We start from the raw sequence: 20,904 nt of genomic DNA on the forward strand, positions 1-20,904 counted from the left end.
AACCATGCAAACCTTGTCGAGAGCTCTGCACCGCAGCCGGAACAGTATTAAACAAACATCTGAATTTTATTAGATTTTTACGCATTTCCGCCCAAACAATGGATACTTTACGATATTAATTGAGCGAATTTCTCAACTGAGTCTTTGGGGAGATGATTAAGTCAGAGAAAATGATTAATTGGAAGCAAGCTGCTTCCGGTTTTATCCAAGCAACCAAGATGGAAGACTATTTCAGAGCAAGGTACTCACTGATAAAAAGGCCATCTTTGCAGATGGCCCTTTATTAAATATTTACAGTTAAAAAAGCTTACTTATAAAAGGCTTCTACTGTGCCTTTGATGGTCATCAACAAGGGCTGGCCACGGCGGTCGAGCGCTTTGTGAGAAGCAACTTTAATCCAGCCTTCGCTAATACAGTACTCTTCCACGTCATTGCGCTCTTTGCCATTGATGCGAATGCCCACATCGAACTCAAACACTTCAGCCACATGGTGTGGGCTGCGTGGGTTGATAGAAAGGCGATCCGGCAGAGCAGGTGGTACTTTGGTATCGGTCATAATCTTCATCTTGGGTAAATAAAACTCGCGATATTGTAGGCAATCCCCCAATCCACCTCAATAGTGGCGAATAGCTTTATCCACACGGATTATACCCTTTTTATCAATCCAATCAGCCAATTTGGTTGTTTGGCCATGAGCTAAACTTTATCTGACTCTATAGCACGCCCGTTGATAAGCGAATCAATAGAGTCAGGTTCCAAAAAATTAACTGCGTATGCAACGAGCCGGCAGCTTAAGTTGGGTATTCGGCCAAATACCTCATCCTCAAACCCAATGGAAATGGCATTTGGAAAAATCCAGCAAAAAACGGCGCAAAGCCAAAGCCTGCGCCGATTTCATGGGATGGTTATCCCCCTATGACTTGTTTACATCAGCCGTCAGCGATTACTGCAAATCGAACCTATCCAGCTCCATCACCTTGGTCCAGGCTTTGGCAAAGTCCTCAACGAAGCGGGTCTTGCCATCGTCTGCGGCATACACTTCAGCAACGGCTCTGAGTTCTGAATGGGAACCAAACACCAAGTCGACAGGCGTAGCCGTCCATTTGAGTTTGCCGGACTGACGATCAAGCCCCTGATAGAGACCTGGCTCCTCGCCCTTTTCCCAACGAGTAGACATATCCAGCAGGTTAACGAAGAAATCGTTACTGAGCTTGCCGGGGCTTTGGGTGAACACCCCATGCTTACTACCGCCACTATTGGCATCCAGCACTCTGAGACCGCCAACCAATACCGTCATTTCAGGAACCGTCAGGTTAAGAAAGTTCGCCTTTTCAATCAGAGCTTCGGCCGGTGATGCCGGGCTTTGATCACTGAAATAGTTTCTGAAACCATCGGCCTTGGGCTCTAGCACGGCAAAGGAGTTCACATCCGTTTGGGCCTGAGTCGCGTCCATCCGCCCGGGATGGAAGGCAAGATTGACTTTAACCCCGGCATCGGCTGCGGCTTTTTCTATGGCGACACTGCCGCCCAATACAATGAGATCAGCCAGCGACACCTTTTTACCGTCCTTGGCTTTCTTGTTGAAATTCTTTTGGATTTTCTCAATTTTACCAATGACTTTCGCCAATGCCTTGGGATCATTAGCCGCCCAATCGCGCTGGGGCTTCAGGGCGATTCTGGCACCATTGGCGCCGCCACGCATATCTGTGCCACGAAAAGATGACGCCGCGGCCCAGGCGGTTTTCACCAGTTCAGGCACGCTGAGGCCTGAATCCAAAATAGCCGCTTTCAGTTGTTTGGTATCGGCCGCGTCGATCAGTTGATGATCGATGGCTGGGATAGGGTCTTGCCAGATCAGATCTTCATAAGGCGCATCTTTACCCAGGTAGCGGCTCTTCGGCCCCATATCTCTATGGGTCAACTTGAACCAAGCCTTGGCGAAGGCCAGTTCAAACTCGGCCGGATTATTGAGGAAACGGGTCGTGATCTCGCGGTAAATAGGGTCTTCCTTCAGCGCGATATCACTGGTGAACATGATAGGAGCATGACGCTTGTCGGGAATATGGGCATCTGGCACCAAATTGGCGGCCTTACCATCGGCAGGGATCCATTGAATGTGGCCGGCCGGACTCTTGGTTTGTACCCAATCGAAAGTATAGAGCCAGGTTAAGTATTCCATGGTCCACTTGGTGGGATTGGAAGACCAGGCGCCTTCCAGGCCGCTGGAAACCGTATCTTCCGAGTGACCTTTACCGCAGCGGTTTTTCCAGCCAAGGCCCTGCTCCTCTATTCCGGCGGCAGCGGGTTCTGCGCCGACACACTTGGCTGGGTCATGGGCGCCATGAGCCTTACCGAAGGTGTGACCACCGGCGATCAGCGCCACGGTTTCTTCATCATTCATGGCCATACGGCCAAAGGTATCGCGTATTTCCTGGGCAGATGCCAAGGGATCGGGCACGCCATTGGGCCCCTCAGGGTTCACATAGATGAGTCCCATCTGGGTGGCTCCCAAAGGTTTTGCCAACTCACCTTTTTCATTGTGGCGTTTATTGTCGAGCCACTGTTTCTCGGCGCCCCAATTAACCTTCTCGGCTTCCCAGTCATCAGTGCGGCCACCGGCAAAACCGAAGGTCTTAAAGCCCATGGACTCCAGGGATACGTTACCGGCCAGTACCATGAGATCGGCCCAGGAGATCTGGCTGCCATACTTTTGCTTAATTGGCCAAAGTAAGCGGCGAGCCTTGTCGAGACTGACGTTATCGGGCCAACTGTTGAGAGGCTCAAAACGTTGCTGACCACCACTGGCACCGCCGCGACCGTCAAAGATGCGATAAACACCGGCACTGTGCCAGGCCATACGGATAAAGAAAGGGCCATAGTGACCATAGTCGGCAGGCCACCAGTCCTGGGAAGTGGTCAACGTGGTTTTGATGTCGGCTTTAACGGCGTCCAAATCCAAAGAGCCAAAAGCCTTGGCATAGTCGTAATCGGTGCCGTAGGGATTGGATTCAGCGCCGTGCTGACGCAGTGGCGATAGATCCAGTTGCTGCGGCCACCAGTAGGCGTTGGTTGTTGCGGCCTGAGGCTGAGCGGCCGATGGCGACTGCGCCGCTTGGGTACTGGCTGCGCCAAATACCATGGCAACAGACAGCGCCACCGCGGTCAAAGATGGGATACTTGATTTCATGTTGGAAGTCCTCTTCCTTGGTGAAGGGGGTGGGATAAGCCACTCCCCCGATTCAAGTGCCGCGAATGCCGGCGCCTTTGGTTAGCGCGCCTTAACAAACGGGCACAGTTAAGCAGCGACGGATACGGCCTGTCGCTGCTTATTCCAAGGTAGTGAGGAAACCTATTCGCGACTAACGATTAAATTAGATTATTGTAATCTAAAAAGAAGCGAATACTAATTTAGGGGGCGGCATTCTGTAGTTGTCCAACCATTTTCTAAGCCAAAGATTGGAAGTCAGTGGTTGCTATCAAATGTTCGTTTTCAAGCCCAGTGTTGAGCGCTAAAGGGCTTGGCCTGTCTGTCTTTGGCTGAGAGTAATGGCTCACCCAGTGCGATATTCAGCGGCCAGTCAATCGCTAACTCGGCATCGTTCCAGACAATGGCGCCTTCATCGCCAGGTTGGTAATAATCACTGCACTTGTACAGCACCTCAGCTGGGCCCTTGGTCACATAAAAACCATGGGCAAACCCCGGTGGGATCCATAACTGGCAGCGATTTTGTGCCGATAAAAGCAAACCGTGCCATTTACCAAAGGTGGGAGACTGGGGACGAATATCGACGGCGATATCGTATATCTCACCGCTGATAACCCGAATCAACTTACCCTGGGGATATTGGCGCTGAAAATGAAGCCCCCTAAGCACGCCCGTGCCAGAACAGCTGTGATTCTCCTGCACCAGAGTGACTGGATCTTGGCCGGAATCCATCAAGGCTTTTTCAAAGACAGAGGCTCGAAAGCACTCCATAAAATAGCCCCGAGCATCACTGAAAATCTCGGGCGTAAACAATATCAGACCGGATAAAGGGAGAGATTGAACTTTCATTAAGGTACACAAAAAACATTAATTGATGAGGATTGTAGCAGGAGTCAAAGCGGTAAGACGATAGCCTTTCGATTGCATTGCTTAAACAAGCCGGTTACGTGACTGAATAGGCTCTGAACCATAACCAAGATGGTGTGACAAAAGCCTTACACCCGGTAAAACAGCTGTGCTAGCCTGAAGGCCAACTTAGGTAACTTAAGGGAATAAACCATGAACAAATCCACTATTTTTGCGCTGTTGATGACAAGTGGTATGGCGCTGGGTCTGGCTGCTTGCCAAGATCAGGAAAGCCAATCTCCAGGGACAAACGGCCCAGCAGAAACCGCTACGGCCCCGGCTGAACAAACAGCCCAAATACCAATGGGTGATACCAGTCAAAACTCGCTGGACTGGGACGGAAGCTATAAAGGACTGCTGCCCTGTGCAGATTGCTCAGGAATAGAAACTACGCTGACGCTCAAAGAAGATAACAGCTATCGCCTGCAGCAAGTGTATCAGGGTAAGGACGAGAGCATATTCAGCGAAACCGGCAAGTTCACCTGGGATGCCAGCGGCAGCAAAATCACCCTGGAGGATGGCAGTAAATATCTGGTAGGGGAAAATCAGCTGTTTATGCTGGACAGAGAAGGCAACCGCATCACCGGCAGCCTGGCTGATAACTACAGGTTAAATAAAGAGAACTAAATACGCCGCATGAATACTGCAAAATGATGAGATAAAGCCATAGCGCGTTTCAGTTCTGAAGCGCGCTATGGCTCTTTTATCAATAAAAGGCTTTATACCAATCGGCAAAGGCTTTGACCCCTTCACGGATCCCAACTCTAGGCTTATAAGCCACGGCACTATATAGATCTTCGGTATCAGCCCAAGTGGCCTGGACATCACCATCTTGCATAGGCAGCATAATTTTTTCAGCTTTTTGCCCGAGCGCTGCTTCAAGCTCACTGATAAAATCCAATAAACGAACCGGGCTGCCATTACCTATGTTATAAACACGATATGGCGCACTGCTGGTTGCCGGGGAGCCCTGTTCTACCGTCCATTCGCTCTGCCGTATTGGCACTTTATCTGCCACTCTGATGATGCCTTCGACGATATCATCGATAAAAGTAAAATCACGGCTCATATTCCCCTGATTGAACACCTTGATGGGCCTGCCAGAAGTAATGGCATCGGCGAACAGCATAGGTGCCATATCCGGGCGTCCCCAAGGGCCATAGACAGTAAAAAACCTCAGTCCAGTTGTGGGCAAGCCATAAAGATGCGCATAGCTATGTGCCATCATCTCATTGGCTTTCTTAGTCGCCGCATAAAAAGACACCGGATGGTCGACCGAATCATTCGTCGCGAATGGCATCTTCTTGTTGAGGCCATAAACCGAGCTGGAAGAGGCATATACCAGATGTTCAATGCCATGATGACGGCAGCCTTCCAACACAGTAAGCGTACCGATAAGATTACTGTCCGCATAAGCATAGGGGTTTTCAATTGAATAGCGAACCCCAGCCTGAGCCCCCAAATGGATGACCCGCTTAAAACCACCTTTGGCAAAGAGTTCAGCCATAGCCTCCCTGTCAGCCAAATCAAGCTTTTGAAAATGGAAATGGTTAAAGTCAGCCAGTTTTTGCAATCTGGCCTGCTTTAAACCGATATCGTAGTAATCATTGAGATTATCGATACCAAAAACTTCAAACCCCGCTTCACACAAACGTTCGCAGACGCGGGCCCCGATAAAACCGGCTGCGCCGGTAACCAAATATTTCATACCACTGTTCTCATTTAACTTTCAGCATGGGAAGCCGCTTTCAATCGTTACCAAAGAGATCCCGGGTATAAACTTTATCCGCAACATCTTTTAGTTCATCAACCATACGGTTCGAAATAATGACATCTGAAACTTTTTTAAATTCAGTAACATCGCGTATCACTCTAGAGCGGAAAAACTCATCACTTTCCAGCACAGGTTCATACACCACCACTTCAATCCCTTTGGCCTTAATTCGTTTCATCACACCTTGCACCGCCGAAGCGCGGAAATTATCAGATCCGGACTTCATGATCAGTCGGTATACGCCAACTACTTTGGGTCTTTTGGCAATGACGGAATCTGCAATAAAGTCCTTACGGGTTCGGTTGGCATCAACGATTGCCGCTATCAGGTTGTTGGGAACCTGGTTGTAGTTAGCCAGTAGTTGTTTGGTATCTTTAGGCAAACAGTAGCCACCGTAACCAAATGAAGGATTGTTATAATGACCGCCAATACGGGGATCCAAACACACCCCCTCTATTATCTGCTTTGGATCCAGGCCATTGGTTTCCGCATAAGAGTCAAGTTCATTGAAATATGCGACTCGCATAGCTAAATATGTATTGGCAAAGAGCTTAATAGCTTCAGCCTCCGTACTACCGGTAAAGAGCACGGGAATATCTGGCTTTAACGCTGCGTCAACAAGCAATTGAGCAAATCGTTCGGCTCTCTCTGAGCGTTCACCAACAATAATTCGAGAAGGATAAAGGTTATCGTACAAAGCCTTACCTTCTCGCAAGAACTCAGGTGAGAATATGATATTGGCCGTACCATGCCTGTTTCGCAATGCTCTGGTAAAACCAACAGGCACAGTAGATTTAATGATGATACAAGCGGCAGAATTAACCGCTATCACATCTTCTGCCACGGCTTCTACTGTGCTGGTGTCAAAGTAATTGGTCTTGGGATCGTAATCCGTTGGCGTAGCAATAATCACATAATCTGCGCCCCGATAGACCTCTTTGTCCGTTGTAGCAGTTAACTGCAACTTATTGCTCACCAAGTATTGCTCAATAAGCTCATCGGCTATGGGCGAGCGACCGGCATTGACCATTGCCACTCTTTCTGATGAGATGTCCAACGCCCACACCTGATTATGTTGTGCCAGCAAAACTGCGTTTGACAGGCCAACATAACCTGTTCCAACAACCACTATCTTCATTTTTTCCCCCAACTGCTTACGCTGTACGCTAACTTAACACAGTGGTGAAACCAGAGATATACACAACGAGTCTAGCCCCTAAGGGGATTAGACTGGTGGCTGCTATGCTAATTATTGACAAACACCGTCCACTTACGCCATGGCACAGCCGGGATAACCGAACCATAGCGCAGCAATGAGCAAGGACTTTGCATAAAGAGAAGAAAAATCTCCCTATTACAGGGTTGAAGCTGAAAGCACGGAACTGATACTTGTCGTCAGTCTATAAAACCGGCTCAGACCGAAGACAAGGCTTTCATGCAGCGGTTTCAGCGCAGCGGCAATTCGACATCAGCAAACATCTGTTCTATCAGCTGTGCATCACGCAGGGCCACTGCCTTCTCCACTACATCCCGGGTCAGATGCGGCGCAAACCGCTCAATAAAATCATACATGTAGCTACGCAGGAAACTGCCCTTTCTAAAGCCTATCTTGGTGGTGCTGTGGGCAAACAGATGGCTGGCGTCTATGGCGACCAGATCCTTATCGATTACAGGGTCGATCGCCATGGAGGCGATTACGCCCACCCCGAGTCCCAATCTGACATACGTCTTGAGCACGTCGGCACTGGTGGCACTGAAAACGACCCTGGGCTCAAGCCCCGCCCCATGAAAACCACGCTCAATTTCCGAGGCCTTATCAAAACCAAACACATAAGTGACCAGAGGGAAGCGCGCCAATTCTTCAATGCTGATCCGGCTACGGCTGGCGAGCGGGTGATCCCTGGATACCACCACAGAACGATTCCAGTGATAACAAGGCAACATGATGAGGTCGGAATAAAGATGCATCGCCTCGGTGGCAATGGCAAAGTCGGCATCACCACGGGCAGCTGCTTCGCTTATCTGTGAAGGCGTACCTTGATGCATATGTAGATTCACCTTGGGGTAACGTTCGATAAAATGCTGGATAATCTGTGGCAAAGCGTAGCGGGCTTGGGTATCTGTGGTGGCAATGTTCAGTTCCCCCTGATCCGGCTTAGTGTATTCTTCAGCCACCTTCTTGATACTTTCGACTTTACCCAGGATATCGTTGGCAATTTTAATGACCAGCTCGCCGGCCGGTGTCACATGAGTCAAGTGTTTGCCGCTGCGTCCGAAGATCTGGATCCCCAGTTCATCCTCCAGCATGCGTACCTGCTTACTGATCCCTGGCTGAGAGGTGTAAAGGTTCTCAGCGGTCGCGGAAACATTGAGGTTATGATTAACCACTTCTGCAATATATCTGAGCTGTTGCAGTTTCATCTTTAGATCCTTGAACTTCAGCCCCATTCAGGAGCAGAATTGAGTGTTGGAATACCGGACATCTATAATTAATGGTTATAGTATAAAGCAATAACTAAATCAAACAGGAATATAGCCGCGAATGCGAGCTATCTTCAGGACAGATACCTGGTGCTGGGCTAAGATAACTAGGCTAGTTTATTGATTTATTGTAGCATTAACATAATGATAAAATTTACGGACAGGCTATGGCATTTACTCTCGTACTGCTGCTGATAGGTGCGCTTCTTTTGCTGGTTATCGGTATCAATGTTATTCAGCAACAAAAAGAGCGAGTCGAGGCCGAACGTCGTACTGAGTTGGCTCGTCAACGAGCGATTTTGGACGAAACTGAAGAAGTTCTCTCCAATACCGGCATGTTTCCATGCTCTTCACAAATCGTTTTGGTGCTCTACAAGCGCATTCAGGATGCCGCAAGAATTGCCGTTACCCTGAGTAAAGCCAACCAAAAGAGTGACTATGAACGACGGCTGACCGACCTTGACGCGCTGATCACCAATCTGCAAAACAGTCCCCAACAAACACCTGCGATAGAGAGTTTTCGTCTGCCGGACAACGACCGTCAGGTATTGGTACTGGTACAGACTTTGAAAAAGCTCAAGGCGATTTTGCGTGCCGAGCATAACAAGGGCAAAGTCGATCCTACTGTTTTTTCCACTGAAGAAGGCCGTATCGATAGCCTGCAACTCAGGATCAATGTCGAGAGTATGCTATCCCGTGCCCGTGCCGCCAGTTATATGAAACAATATGGCTCATCGAGGCAGATGGTGACCAAGGCCCTCGGCACCTTGCATACCATCAAGGCGCAAACCCCAAACGATCCTTTCATTGCCCGCAAAGTGGATGAAGCCAAGCAACTACTCGATGAAATCATGGGGGCACAAAAGATGGCTCAGCCCAGTGCCCCAAAAACCAAAAGTGATGAAGATGATATCGATGTGTTGTTCCAGCCTAAGAAGAAATGGTAAGCCGTCAACTTGACCTAAAGTAGCTTCAGGCAAGCACAGTTCAAAAAGCGCCTTCAGGGTGCTTTTTGGCTTAATCCTGTCCAATCAAGACCCTATTCTCCGATTACCTCTCAGCCAAATCCATCTTGAATAATCCAAGCGGGTAACAGTTGTTTCCAATGACGACCAAACATAGGCCTCCGGAAACAAGAAAGCCCTGCAACGGCAGGGTCTTCTTCTTAACTCAGGTCTTTACCTGAAACTTAACTCTTGGCTTTCTTTTTCTTGGTGTTTTCAGCAAACCACTTGCCATCACGATAATGAGCAACCCAGCCGGTAGCCTTACCGTCAACTTCGCTGGCCACATACTGCTCTTTAGTCTTGCGACTGAACTTCACCAGAGTCGGATTACCTTCATCATCTTTCACCGGCGCATCGGCCAGGAACTGATATTTGGGCCACAGCAACTCGCGATACTCCACCAGCTCAGAGACCAATGGTGCACGGGTTTCGCGGGATCTCGGGAAAGTACTGGCAGCCAGGAAGATGCCTGAAGCCCCATCACGCAAGACAAAATGAGCGTCTGACTTGCTGCACTTGAGCTCAGGTAAGGGAATAGGATCTTCCTTAGGCGGCGCCACTTCACCATTTTTAAGCAGCTTACGGGTATTTTTGCACTCACTGTTGGTGCAACCAAAATACTTACCGAAACGACCGTTCTTTAGCTCCATATTACTGCCGCAGCGGTCACATTCTATTACAGGGCCTTCGTAGCCCTTGAGCTTGAACTGTCCCTTCTCGACTTCATATCCAGGGCAAGCAGGATTGTTACCACAAACATGCAGCTTGCGAGTTTCATCCAACAGATAGCTATCCATGGCAGTACCACAGATGCCACAGCGATGCTTGGCTCTGAGTGCCTCGGTTTCGGCATCTTCACTCTCGCTAATCGCTTCTTCACCCGGAGTCAGGTTCAGCGTGGTCTTACAACGCTCTTTGGGTGGCAGCTCATAGCCGGAACATCCCAGGAACACACCAGTAGTACCAGTTCGGATCCCCATTTGGCGACCACAAGTAGGACAAGCTATATCTGTCAGCACCATCTGGTTGGGGCGCATACCGCCCTCTTCCGGTGGCAGCTCAGCATGTTGCAACTGCTTGGTAAAATCTTTGTAGAAGCCATCAAGCACCTGTTTCCAGTCGAGTTGCCCCTGAGCGACGTTATCCAAGGTCTGCTCCATACCGGCGGTAAAGTCATAGTTCATCAGGTTGGAGAAGTTTTCCACCAGACGTTCACTGACAATTTCACCCATCTTCTCGGCGTAGAAACGGCGGTTTTCCACCTTCACATAACCACGATCCTGGATGGTGGAAATAATAGTGGCGTACGTAGAGGGGCGACCTATGCCACGCTTTTCCAATTCTTTAACCAGAGAGGCTTCACTGTATCGCGCCGGTGGCTTGGTAAAGTGCTGTTTGGGATCCAGTTGTTTCAGATCCAGTTTATCGCCCTTGGCCAGATATGGCAGAGTGACTTCTTCTTCATTCTTGCGCTTGACGGCAGATTGTACCCGGGTCCAACCATCGAATTTCAGGGTGCGACCGCTGGCTTTCAGCTCAAACTCACCGGCCTTGACCGTGAGTCTGGTGGCATCATATTGAGCAGGAGTCATCTGACAGGCAACAAACTGGCGCCAGATAAGCTCATAGAGCCGCTGAGCGTCACGCTCCATGTCGGTCAGTGACGCAGCGTGCACAGAGACATCTGAAGGGCGAATCGCTTCGTGAGCTTCTTGTGCGCCCTCTTTGCTGCCATAACGAATCGGTGCATCCGGCAGGTACTTGTCGCCGAACTCTTTGGCAATCATGGTTCTGACGTTATCCAGCGCTTCCTGGCTCAGATTGGTAGAGTCGGTACGCATATAAGTGATATGACCCGCCTCATAGAGACGCTGGGCCATCATCATTGTCTTCTTCACTCCAAAGCCGAGACGGGTACTGGCAGCTTGTTGCAGTGTCGAGGTAATAAAGGGAGCGCTGGGCTTGCTTTGAGTGGCCTTATCTTCGCGGCCAATTACCTCATAACTGGCCGATTGCAGTGCGGCCACCGCGGCCAGCGCCTGGGATTCATTAACCGGCTCAAATGCTTTGCCGTTTTGCTTGACCACTTGCATGGTCAGGGCATCATCGGTAGCAGTCGCCAATTGTGCATGCAGATCCCAGAACTCTTCCGGCACGAAGGCTTTGATCTCGGCTTCCCGCTCAACCACCAAACGCACGGCTACCGACTGAACCCGCCCGGCAGAAAGGCCTCTGGCGACCTTTTTCCACAGCAGTGGCGAAACCATAAAGCCCACGACTCGGTCGAGGAATCTCCGCGCCTGCTGAGCATTGACCATGTTGTTGTCAAGATCACTGGGTTTGCTGAAAGCATCCTGAATAGCGCTCTTGGTGATCTCATTGAACACCACCCGCTTATAACGCGAATTGTCGCCGCCTATTACCTGCTGCAAGTGCCAGGCAATCGCTTCCCCTTCTCTATCCAAATCCGTCGCGAGATAGATTTCATCGGCAGAATCGGCCAGCGCTTGTAGTTCTTTTACCACCTTCTCCTTACCAGGCAGAATTTGGTAGTTGGCTTTCCAGCCGTGCTCAGGATCAACCCCCATACGGGCGACCAGAGCCTTTTTCTCTTTCACCTTCTTGTACTTGGCCTTTTCTTCAGGTGACATCTTACGCACTTCAGCGGCGCTTTTGGCCTTGCCGTTGGCGTCGGCGGAGGAGGAAGTCGGCAAGTCACGTATGTGACCCACACTCGACTTAACGATGAATTCTTTACCAAGATATTTGTTGATAGTCTTGGCTTTGGCCGGCGATTCGACAATAACTAGCGATTTACCCATAGTGTGATTTGCGCCAAACGATCTCAGAACGGTGAAAATTGGCACCATATATAGAGGGTTGTCCACGGACTTTCAAGTTAATCCCTCTTTTATGTGTACCGGCGACTCAATTTTTAAGCAGGGTTAAAAAATTGTACAAAATAATATTGCGTAATTAAAAACTAATATTTCATTATTTCACGGCAAGCAAGTAATAGTTATGCATTTGTGATGAAAAAGCACTTTTTGCAGCCTTCCTGGTCGACTTGTGAAGCCTTGGGGCTCAAGTATACTGGAGCAAGTCCAAGGCCTGGATTGGGCCTCTATAACAACCTCAAATACCCCAAAAGGACAAGCAATGAAGCATTTTGAAGCGAATTTTGACGGATTGGTGGGCCCCACCCACAACTATGCAGGCCTGTCGTTCGGCAATGTCGCCTCCCTGAACAATGCCGCCCAGGCAGCCAACCCCAAGGCGGCGGCCAAACAGGGCTTGCAAAAGGCCAAGGCCCTGGCCGACATGGGGATGGTCCAGGGCATTCTGGCGCCGCAGGAACGCCCTGATCTACATACACTGCGCAGAATAGGCTTCAGTGGCACTGATAAAGAAGTGTTGCAAAAGGCAGCCGCGCAGGCACCTGCTGTTCTCAGAGCCTGTTGCAGTGCTTCCAGCATGTGGACCGCCAATGCGGCAACCGTATCCCCAAGTGCCGATACCCATGATGGCCGCGTGCACTTTACGCCGGCCAACCTGGTGGATAAGTTGCATCGCTCAATCGAGCCGCAAACCACGGGCAACATTCTCAAGGCCATTTTCAGCGACAGTCGCTATTTTGTACACCACCAGCACCTGCCGGAACACAGCAGTTTTGGTGATGAAGGCGCTGCCAACCACACCCGCCTGTGTCAGGAATATGGTCATGCCGGAGTCGAAGTCTTTGTTTACGGCCAGGAAGCTACCAACCCTCAGGCCATAAGACCGAAGAAGTTTCCCGCCAGACAAACGCTGGAAGCCTCGCAGGCAATCGCCCGTTTACATCGTCTCGATGAAGACAACACTGTCTTTATTCAACAAAATCCTGAGGTGATAGATCAAGGCGTATTCCATAATGATGTGATCGCTGTCGGTAACCGCAATGTGCTTTTCCATCACGAGCAGGCCTTTGTCGATACCAAGGCCAAGCTGGCAGAGATCCGCGCCAAGTTGGAAGGTGATATCCATTTCATTGAAGTACCGACCGCCAAAGTCAGTATTCAGGATGCGGTCAAATCCTACCTGTTTAACACTCAGCTATTGAGCATGAGTGACGGCAAGATGGTTATCATAGCGCCAACCGACTGTGCCGAGAATCCAGCGGTAAAAGCCTACCTGGATGAATTGCTGACTCTGGATACACCAATTCAGAAAGTTGAATACTTTGATGTTAAACAAAGCATGCAAAACGGTGGTGGCCCAGCTTGCCTTCGCCTGAGGGTGGCTATGAATGATGCCGAGTTGGCAGCCATCAATCAGCACGTTCTGCTCGACGATAACCTGTTTACTCGCCTCAACGCCTGGGTGGACAAACACTACCGCGATCGCTTGTTACCCGCAGACTTGGCCGACCCACAATTGATAGTCGAGTCCCGTACCGCACTGGATGAACTGACTCAGATAATGAAACTCGGCAGTGTTTATCAGTTCCAGAGATAAGTTTTAGCTTAATTTCTACATTTCAAATCACTTCCGCACAATATCGGCCTCTGTTCTTGAGGCCGACTTTTTGCAACTAAAAAATTTCCGTCAGGCACTTGGGGCTCTTGTCAGAGCGCCATCTATATCCTTGATGAGTAACCAAAAGAATAATCGGCAGGTGAATGATTAATCCGTTAGAAGTCGTGACGTTAATCAGTAACCTGCCGGCATCTGTCTATTCGGCACCAGCAACCGCCACTCAGCACTCCGTTGCGCTATTTTGATTGGTTCACCTCAGGTAATCAAAATGCATAAAAATCCCCCAACCTAGGTTGAGGGATTTATCGTTAATCAATTAAATATCCTAATTGAGGGAGTTAACTGCCAGCGGATCCTTTGTTGGCTTGCTCAACTTGAGTTGGTCTAGTGTACTAAGACCTTTATGGCTGATCCCACCACTGTACACTTTGCTCCCATCCGGGTTGGTCATAGAAGTTTCACCAACATTCCAAGTGGTAAAGAAGTCACGTAAGTCGTAACCGGACACGTATGAGCTGCATACCATCATAAGATCACCGTTAGATAAGCCCGTTGCCTGTGAACTACAGTAGTTTATACCGCCATTATCACCTTGCACGTCGCCACGAGCCTTACGATGCATCAACTTGAACATATTCCAACCTTCATCTGCACCATAGATGGATGGTTTATCCTCCGAATCTGAGTACCAGTCATCAATTTTAAAGTGTGCTTTGGCCCAAAGTTTAAGTTGACCGAACATCACCAAACGCATCCCCGCATCACCATGGGACCAGGCATGACCGGCATTGCCATCAAGCCACAATGGCGCTTTTTGGATATCAGCCGCTATACGATCCATTCGAGGATTGTCATTACGGCCCTCAAGCTCCTGCATATACAACGCCAACAGGTTATTGGTAACTTCTGTACTGCCGGGAGCATTAAAAGGAGCAGAAGCTAGGTTGTGCCCCACTTCATGCCACAGCAACCAATCATTTATGGCATTGGTTGGAACACTAGTGGCATCGGCGTTAAAGCCAGAGTTCATCACAGGGTAACCCGAGTGCGCAGCACCAATGGAGATCTGCACATCGTTAACAAAGCGATGACGGAACTCTTTCAGATCTGTGTAGGTAAAGCGGCGATGCCGGCCTTCATCAGTTCTTTCATCACGACCATAGAAATCGCTTGCTGCCTCAGCAAAACGGTTCATATCCGCAGCGAATTTATCGACATTCATCAACTGCACATTCTGTACCGGCGTAGTGTAAATAAATGACCCGGTATCAATTTCAGCAATAGGTGCCGTTGCGGACTCCAAGCTGTGTATCCATTGCCCCTCCTTCCACCATGCTGCGGTTTCTACTCCTTCCAGGTTAAAGGTAACTTCGCCTAGCCCCTGCTCTTTGGGCTGAATATAAATCAAACCACCATAAGGCGTTTTAAAGGACTTACGTACACCATTATAGTCGTAGCTGGTTTGCATCCGTGGTGGACGCTTTAAACCCAACTCATGGTTTGGCCTACCCGTTAGATCATCTGCCATCATGACAGTAATGGTCGCTTCCACTCCCCCGGTAATGGTCACCTCTTGCAGTTGAGGAGCCCAGTAACCTGTGGATTGATTATTACTTGCAGAGTAGGTGACAGCTTTACCATCCGTTTGAATGTGAGCTGTGCCGTTAGACACCACCCCGGGGGTGCGTCCCGGATATTGAGTGGTATCGACAACAATGTCATGATCCCAGAATGAACGTCCCAACATGATTCGGGTTAATGGTTTTTCCATATAGTTCAATGGATAACTGGGATTCATTTGACCTTCGAGGTCACCAGCACCATAGATCATGCCGTTACTGACCAGGGAGGCTTTCAAATCCAGCGGACATTTGGCTTCCTGGGTATCAGCTTGATGCTTATCGTCCGTGTAACAGTTCAGGAACTGCACCGCTTGTTTAAAGCCCAGTTCATCTTGAATTTCTGTCTCATAACGGTAAGGGTTGTCATTCCACATCCAAATCGCCAGATTATCGTAAGTTTGATTCAGCTCGGTCGCTGATAAACGACTACCTTGTTTGCCTTTGGTGCGGTAGTAAAGCTCATGCTTGTATAATGCGGTAAAGTTCGCGCCCAGGTTTGCGGCTTTCACCATACTTTCGACAACATCTTTACTCACTTCATAACGGTCAAAATCCGGCCGGTGATAGGCACCACGAACTGTGTAACCATGCCCGGAACGAGTTTCAATACAGTTAAACTCATACTCGTAGGCATTGTTACACACAGGCGTGCCTTCAAAGGCAGCTTGAAGCTCTGCGATTGCCGCTTCACGTTCTTCAGCTGTATTGACAAAGATACGAGCATGTTTTTTCAACATTACAGGGTTGCCCTGCGGATCAAACTCTGGATTACCGTCGGCATTTAACTTAGGTACCTCGTAGGTCGGGATCTCAAATTTGATCTTGGTTTCATCTTTGAGCCACTCGACAGTGCCATCCTGATTGACAGTAAATGGCTGCTTACCCTCATGGTCTTGAAAGCGCTCCAAAACCACCATCTCGGAACCACCTTTTACATGCAGGTTTGGATAGGCTTCCTGACAATAATAAGAACTGCCACAAAATGCTTGATTTGTCGGGGTCACATTTTGGCCGCCGACAGAGATACCCGCCGCATCGGCCAATCGGCCAATCGGCTCTGGGTTTGCGGTTTGAATGGCATCCATAAACAAGATATTACCGCCGTCATTCACATACTTGATTAGTGCCGTAACATCACTTTGAGTCAGGTTCGGATTATCCAAATCTGCCACGAACTGATTTGTCATCCCATCTTGGATCAGTTTTGGTGGATATGCCTGCAAAATCAAAATCGGGGTGGCTTTGGCTGAAATATTGTTAAAGCTACCTTTACTCAGTTGAGTAAGCTCACCAAAACCGAAATCAGGACTAACAAAAAAGTCATATTGCATCCCTAAGCCACTATTGGCATGAGCAAAATATGCTTTATCTATGTTAGTACCAATAGCGATACCTTGTGTTGGGTTATTATTATTAAACCACTGGAACAAGTTAACAAAGAACTGCTTCATACTGCCATGGTCATCATGCTTTGGGTTTTCAACCTTAGTGGAAGTACAGCTCTTAGCCGAACTGTCGATCTTAACAGAACGGTTATTCCAATAATTGTCCGGGCATGAAAGAATGCTTGGGTACAATCCATTTCCCATCATCACAATCTTACCTTGGCCAATCTCACCTGCTGTAACAAATGGGAAGCCAAAGGTTGCGTTGTCTTTACTCACTGTTGGAATCGCAGGCATATCAATACCCGGCCAAGTCGCGATATAAGGGCGCCCCTCGCGGGTCCACGCTTGTGGTTCACCAAAATCAAGTTCACGGTTTATATCAGAGCGCGGCATCATCACCGGAAACGCGCGATTGGAAAGATTCAATGCCCGCATGCCGCGAGTATAGCCGGTTGCACCGTAAAAACTGCCGTTATCATTAAATACATGGAATGTATTTACATCGCGAAAAATGGCGTTTAATGATTCAGTTACGTATTTACTATTATCTAACGAAAAAACCTGTGGTTGAGATTGCGAATAACTGAATGCCATCGGCTGACGTAATTCTTGATCTATACCGGCAGTCAAACCTTTACTGAACTGTTCTTCGAACTCATTAGGCAAATTAAAGTCAGAACCCTCAAGCTTTCCGCCATTTGGCAGTGAAAGGTTGATAAGCTCATTAATTACGTTTGGATACATTGCAAACGTATCCCTGATCTCTTTGGTAATTTCAAACTTACCATTCAAGTTTACAGCATAACGCTCAATGAGTGCCTGAATATTGGCTTTCGTGACATCATTATCCGTTACATCGGTTAGCTTATAGTCTACTTTATTACCGACAACCTTACCAAATTCAAAAGTGTCAATACCAAAGGTTAAGGTATCACCCCAAAGGTATTCAAACTCACCATTATCATCCGTTAAACCTATAGAGTTTGCGGAGAAATAACTTACACCAACAAGAGGTTGACCATTTATATCCGTCAGCTTACTGCGGGTAAGAACTTTGCCTTCTGCAGTTGGTTTATAAGCGTAGCTCGACTCAGCATTAGCAGATACAAACTTTGCATTCAGATCGCTATCAGCATCTGCGTCAACCGCTGGTGTCACTTTGTTATCAACGTGAGAGCTTGGCGCCTTACCGACTTGGTCCGTGGCCGCCTCCTCTTTCGAGGCAAAGTAGGCATCAATGACTTCATCACTTAGACCTTGACTAAACACTTCTTCGATATCAAATGAATCAATCTCTGTTAAACAGATTGCATCTTCATTCTCGCAAGCATCGATTGATTGTAAGACTTCAGTGACCCGCTTACCGTGCAGGCGAGTCAGTTCAAAAGAGGTTTCTATCTTGCCATTTTGGATCTGATCACGAGTCTCATTCGGAAATGGAGCGGTAAATTCACCAAGAACAACATTGCCCACACGACAGTCAAAGGAAATCCCTTGAAGGACTTCGAATCTACCATCAATAACTCGCTGCCCATTACAGTCCACTTCACCTTTAATGAGTTGTCCTGATGATTGGAGCTGACCTATATAAGTTATTGGTGGAATGATCTCTGTAGGTGGAACCACATCTGTCGGAGGAATAACCTCCGTAGGTGGCACCTCACCCAATGAATCATCATTATTGCATCCTGCCAGCATCGCAGATAAAACCATTATAGAAATAATACTTTTCTTCATTTAGTTTCTCTAGAGATTATTGACAAAGTACTCGCTCGCCTTGCATTAAAATAAGGCTTACTGAAACAACAAGCTTCATTTACCTCTTGGCAAGAAAACCTTGTTATTGAACAGTAACAAATATTGACGACCTATTTAAAACCCATAAAAAACAGTTAAACCAACTTTATCGAAACATATTCAAAGCCAACCAACCTCAAGACGCAAAACGTTTGATAGCAGTCGCCTTTTGGCTTAGTGATAAATTATATTAACTCATCAGTTAACCCGAGCTCTAACTGGCTCTGCGAACAGAAATTTTGACCCAAAAACTATCGCAGAAAACCAGGCGCGCGTAATTTAATAAAACTATTTGGCCATGTCGATAACTTCTTTACCGCACATCCGATTTTTGACTAGACTTCAGTTGTAGAATCGTACTTATTGTCACAATCGCACATGCATTTGTTAAAGACGCAACATCGGAAAAGTGGTTTACAACAAATATAATACCCCACGTTTATCCCCTCCAATTACCTCTTACCTTGTGGCGAATAAAGGGTTCTCTTTACGCACCTGTGTTATCCAATACTTGCCACCTTCATCAAAGAGCAACCACTACCGACTGAGTGAGGTTTAGAAACAAAAAAGTCCGCAACGATGCGTAATGCCGTTCACTTAGTGTGAACGGCATTTTCTCTATACAAAAAATCCGATGACATAAGGTCTTCCGATTTTGATCCTTTCAATTAGATCGTCAAGCGTTCTGTCTTAACTAATCGCCATTAGACGTAAGGCATACACCTTTTGCTATCAACTATTTAGCTTTATCAACTGCCAAGCTATTGAATGACACTAAGCGCTACTCCCAATCCAGAGCCTCAACCACTCTGAGCAGGTTGTTTACCTTGTACTCCTTCCCGTAGCGGTCGAAGGTAATTGAGCCATGGGGATGCCCCAATAACCCGGCGACCAAATCAGAGCTAAACTCCTTGCGCTTCAACTGGGTTGCCACCGCATGGCGTATACCGTGCAAGGTCTCTCGCTCTCCCCAGTCCAGTTTCCTTTTGAAGTTGTGGAACCACTTAGAAACAGCATGGGAGTAACCCCGAGCCTCCTGTTTAGGCAACTCAGGGAACAGGCGCTGATGACCTAGGCTTCGCTGTCTCTCAACAAAATGCAGGAAGCCCAGAGCTATCAGCTTAGGGTGAATGGGGATGGCCCGCTCGCTGCTTGAGGTCTTAATTGATTGGTCTGGGTGACTGGCTCGGATAAGGATGCACGGATGACCATCAATTACCGTGAAATCATCCAGATACAACTGAGCCAACTCCCCGACTCTGGCCCCAGTGTACGCCGCAAGCCGAGGCACCCAGTACCTGTAGGCGTACCTTTTAGCGTTACCTATGGGCAGTGCTTGAAATAGCTGCTTGATTTGGAATGGAGTCAGCGCCTCCCGCTCTTTAGACACCTTCACCTTTGCCGACACACGAATGCTCATTCCTGCCATGGGATTAGGTGTTCCATAGTGAACAGGTGTCACATAGTGAGCTGAGGCCCACTGTAACAAGGCGGTGACCCGAGTCAGGTACTTGTTGATTGTCGCGACAGACAGGTCAGTCTTGGCACTGTAGTGCTGCTTATACCTCTGAGCCAGCTCCTTGGTGAACTGGTCAATCCTAAGGTCGCCCAGCAAGGCAATCATGTCTCTGAATGTCTTGCGGTTGACGCTCTCAGTATGTTTCGACCATGCACCACCCAAGACCTTTTCCCGGCTGTATTCATCCGCTATCTGGCTCAACTTAGGTAACTGGGGGGATACGGGGGGAATCTCTGGAGGGACTGGAGCCGATACCACAGCACGACCTTGAGAAGACTCCAAGCTGGCTGACGGGGATTGTGTCGCCGATGCATTGCCTTTAGCCAAGGCATGCAGAGCCTTGAGCACATCCCAAGACCTCAGGACAGCCTCGCGCTTGTCTTTAGTGGCAAGTGTCTTGCGGAGTTCACGTTTCCCTATGGCATCTCTACGGTCTTCAGGAACGACTACACGGGCATACCAAATACCATGCCGGGACTGGAAGAGATAAGGACTGGATGATGTTCTGGCCGAGCTCAAAGTGGACCACCTTGTGTACCACCAAGGTTTATCTCAAGCTAACCATTTGAAAAGGTTTGGAATTGGAGGTTCCCCCAGAGCCACACCCCGGCACATGAGTCACTTGCTACGGTTGCTCCCTTCCGGGCCTGGCCGGGTTCACAAGTTATCATTGCGGGGGGACCCTGGGGT

12 protein-coding genes, 1 other RNA gene and 1 pseudogene are annotated in these 20,904 nt (G+C 48.5%); 3 read left to right on the forward strand and 11 right to left on the reverse strand.

What is annotated here, in order from left to right; all coding sequences use genetic code 11:
* Positions 1-307: 307 nt before the first annotated feature.
* From AYI96_RS04935 to rfbC, 3 genes are all read right to left on the reverse strand, one after another.
* Positions 308-556: a DUF3297 family protein gene (locus tag AYI96_RS04935; protein ID WP_025011888.1), complete on the reverse strand. Its 249-nt coding sequence runs from the start codon at positions 554-556 to the stop codon at positions 308-310.
* 387 nt (positions 557-943) lie between these two features.
* On the reverse strand, positions 944-3,187 hold the full coding sequence (katG, locus tag AYI96_RS04940; RefSeq protein WP_144361114.1) for a catalase/peroxidase HPI: 2,244 nt from the start codon (positions 3,185-3,187) through the stop codon (positions 944-946).
* A gap of 303 nt (positions 3,188-3,490) precedes the next feature.
* On the reverse strand, positions 3,491-4,054 hold the full coding sequence (rfbC, locus tag AYI96_RS04945; RefSeq protein ID WP_039035867.1) for a dTDP-4-dehydrorhamnose 3,5-epimerase: 564 nt from the start codon (positions 4,052-4,054) through the stop codon (positions 3,491-3,493).
* A gap of 210 nt (positions 4,055-4,264) precedes the next feature.
* Between rfbC and AYI96_RS04950 the strand changes: the two genes are divergently transcribed.
* Complete coding sequence (locus tag AYI96_RS04950) at positions 4,265-4,738, forward strand: copper resistance protein NlpE (RefSeq protein WP_039035868.1); 474 nt, start codon at positions 4,265-4,267, stop codon at positions 4,736-4,738.
* Positions 4,739-4,817: 79 nt separating this feature from the next.
* Here AYI96_RS04950 and AYI96_RS04955 read toward each other — a convergent pair whose 3' ends face one another.
* The 3 genes from AYI96_RS04955 to cysB form a co-directional block, all read right to left on the reverse strand.
* A complete protein-coding gene (locus AYI96_RS04955) occupies positions 4,818-5,819 on the reverse strand; it encodes an NAD-dependent epimerase (RefSeq protein WP_144361115.1) in 1,002 nt (333 codons plus the stop codon).
* A 40-nt stretch (positions 5,820-5,859) separates the two neighbouring features.
* A complete protein-coding gene (locus AYI96_RS04960) occupies positions 5,860-7,023 on the reverse strand; it encodes a nucleotide sugar dehydrogenase (protein ID WP_039035870.1) in 1,164 nt (387 codons plus the stop codon).
* 308 nt (positions 7,024-7,331) lie between these two features.
* Entirely contained in the window at positions 7,332-8,306 is a 975-nt protein-coding gene (gene cysB / locus AYI96_RS04965; protein WP_039035871.1) for an HTH-type transcriptional regulator CysB, read from the reverse strand.
* Between the two features lie 227 nt (positions 8,307-8,533).
* On the opposite strand from cysB, the gene AYI96_RS04970 reads away from it, so the two are divergent.
* Positions 8,534-9,313, forward strand: coding sequence for a hypothetical protein (locus AYI96_RS04970; RefSeq protein WP_039035872.1), 780 nt, complete (start codon positions 8,534-8,536; stop codon positions 9,311-9,313).
* A gap of 242 nt (positions 9,314-9,555) precedes the next feature.
* On the opposite strand, the gene topA is transcribed toward AYI96_RS04970, so the two are convergent.
* Positions 9,556-12,195 carry a type I DNA topoisomerase gene (gene topA, locus AYI96_RS04975; RefSeq protein ID WP_039035873.1) on the reverse strand — a complete coding sequence of 880 codons (2,640 nt, stop codon included), beginning with the start codon at positions 12,193-12,195 and terminating at the stop codon, positions 9,556-9,558.
* Between the two features lie 337 nt (positions 12,196-12,532).
* Between topA and astB the strand changes: the two genes are divergently transcribed.
* Positions 12,533-13,867, forward strand: coding sequence for an N-succinylarginine dihydrolase (gene astB / locus AYI96_RS04980; protein WP_039035874.1), 1,335 nt, complete (start codon positions 12,533-12,535; stop codon positions 13,865-13,867).
* Positions 13,868-14,213: 346 nt separating this feature from the next.
* Here the strand turns inward: astB and AYI96_RS04985 are convergent, their stop codons facing one another.
* From AYI96_RS04985 to ffs, 4 genes and pseudogenes are all read right to left on the reverse strand, one after another.
* Complete coding sequence (locus tag AYI96_RS04985; protein ID WP_144361116.1) at positions 14,214-18,635, reverse strand: SslE/AcfD family lipoprotein zinc metalloprotease; 4,422 nt, start codon at positions 18,633-18,635, stop codon at positions 14,214-14,216.
* 841 nt (positions 18,636-19,476) lie between these two features.
* Positions 19,477-20,415, reverse strand: a complete 939-nt coding sequence (locus tag AYI96_RS04990) for a site-specific integrase (protein ID WP_144361117.1) — start codon at positions 20,413-20,415, stop codon at positions 19,477-19,479.
* Between the two features lie 138 nt (positions 20,416-20,553).
* Positions 20,554-20,733 (reverse strand): annotated as a pseudogene (locus tag AYI96_RS20700) (DUF6538 domain-containing protein); the annotation flags it as partial.
* Between the two features lie 71 nt (positions 20,734-20,804).
* Positions 20,805-20,901: signal recognition particle sRNA small type (ffs, locus tag AYI96_RS04995), an RNA gene on the reverse strand.
* Positions 20,902-20,904 lie beyond the last annotated feature (3 nt).

The sequence above is a fragment of the Shewanella sp. MSW genome (genome assembly GCF_007636515.1).
Taxonomy (GTDB): Bacteria; Pseudomonadota; Gammaproteobacteria; order Enterobacterales; family Shewanellaceae; genus Shewanella; species Shewanella indica.

What these genes read in the sequence shown, in the direction of transcription:
- AYI96_RS04935 (WP_025011888.1), bottom strand. Translation starts at nt 556, where the DNA reads ATGACCGATACCAAAGTACCACCTGCTCTGCCGGATCGCCTTTCTATC.
- AYI96_RS04955 (WP_144361115.1), bottom strand. Translation starts at nt 5,819, where the DNA reads ATGAAATATTTGGTTACCGGCGCAGCCGGTTTTATCGGGGCCCGCGTC.
- AYI96_RS04950 (WP_039035868.1), top strand. Translation starts at nt 4,265, where the DNA reads ATGAACAAATCCACTATTTTTGCGCTGTTGATGACAAGTGGTATGGCG.
- topA (WP_039035873.1), bottom strand. Translation starts at nt 12,195, where the DNA reads ATGGGTAAATCGCTAGTTATTGTCGAATCGCCGGCCAAAGCCAAGACT.
- AYI96_RS04985 (WP_144361116.1), bottom strand. Translation starts at nt 18,635, where the DNA reads ATGAAGAAAAGTATTATTTCTATAATGGTTTTATCTGCGATGCTGGCA.
- astB (WP_039035874.1), top strand. Translation starts at nt 12,533, where the DNA reads ATGAAGCATTTTGAAGCGAATTTTGACGGATTGGTGGGCCCCACCCAC.
- AYI96_RS04960 (WP_039035870.1), bottom strand. Translation starts at nt 7,023, where the DNA reads ATGAAGATAGTGGTTGTTGGAACAGGTTATGTTGGCCTGTCAAACGCA.
- cysB (WP_039035871.1), bottom strand. Translation starts at nt 8,306, where the DNA reads ATGAAACTGCAACAGCTCAGATATATTGCAGAAGTGGTTAATCATAAC.
- katG (WP_144361114.1), bottom strand. Translation starts at nt 3,187, where the DNA reads ATGAAATCAAGTATCCCATCTTTGACCGCGGTGGCGCTGTCTGTTGCC.
- AYI96_RS04970 (WP_039035872.1), top strand. Translation starts at nt 8,534, where the DNA reads ATGGCATTTACTCTCGTACTGCTGCTGATAGGTGCGCTTCTTTTGCTG.
- rfbC (WP_039035867.1), bottom strand. Translation starts at nt 4,054, where the DNA reads ATGAAAGTTCAATCTCTCCCTTTATCCGGTCTGATATTGTTTACGCCC.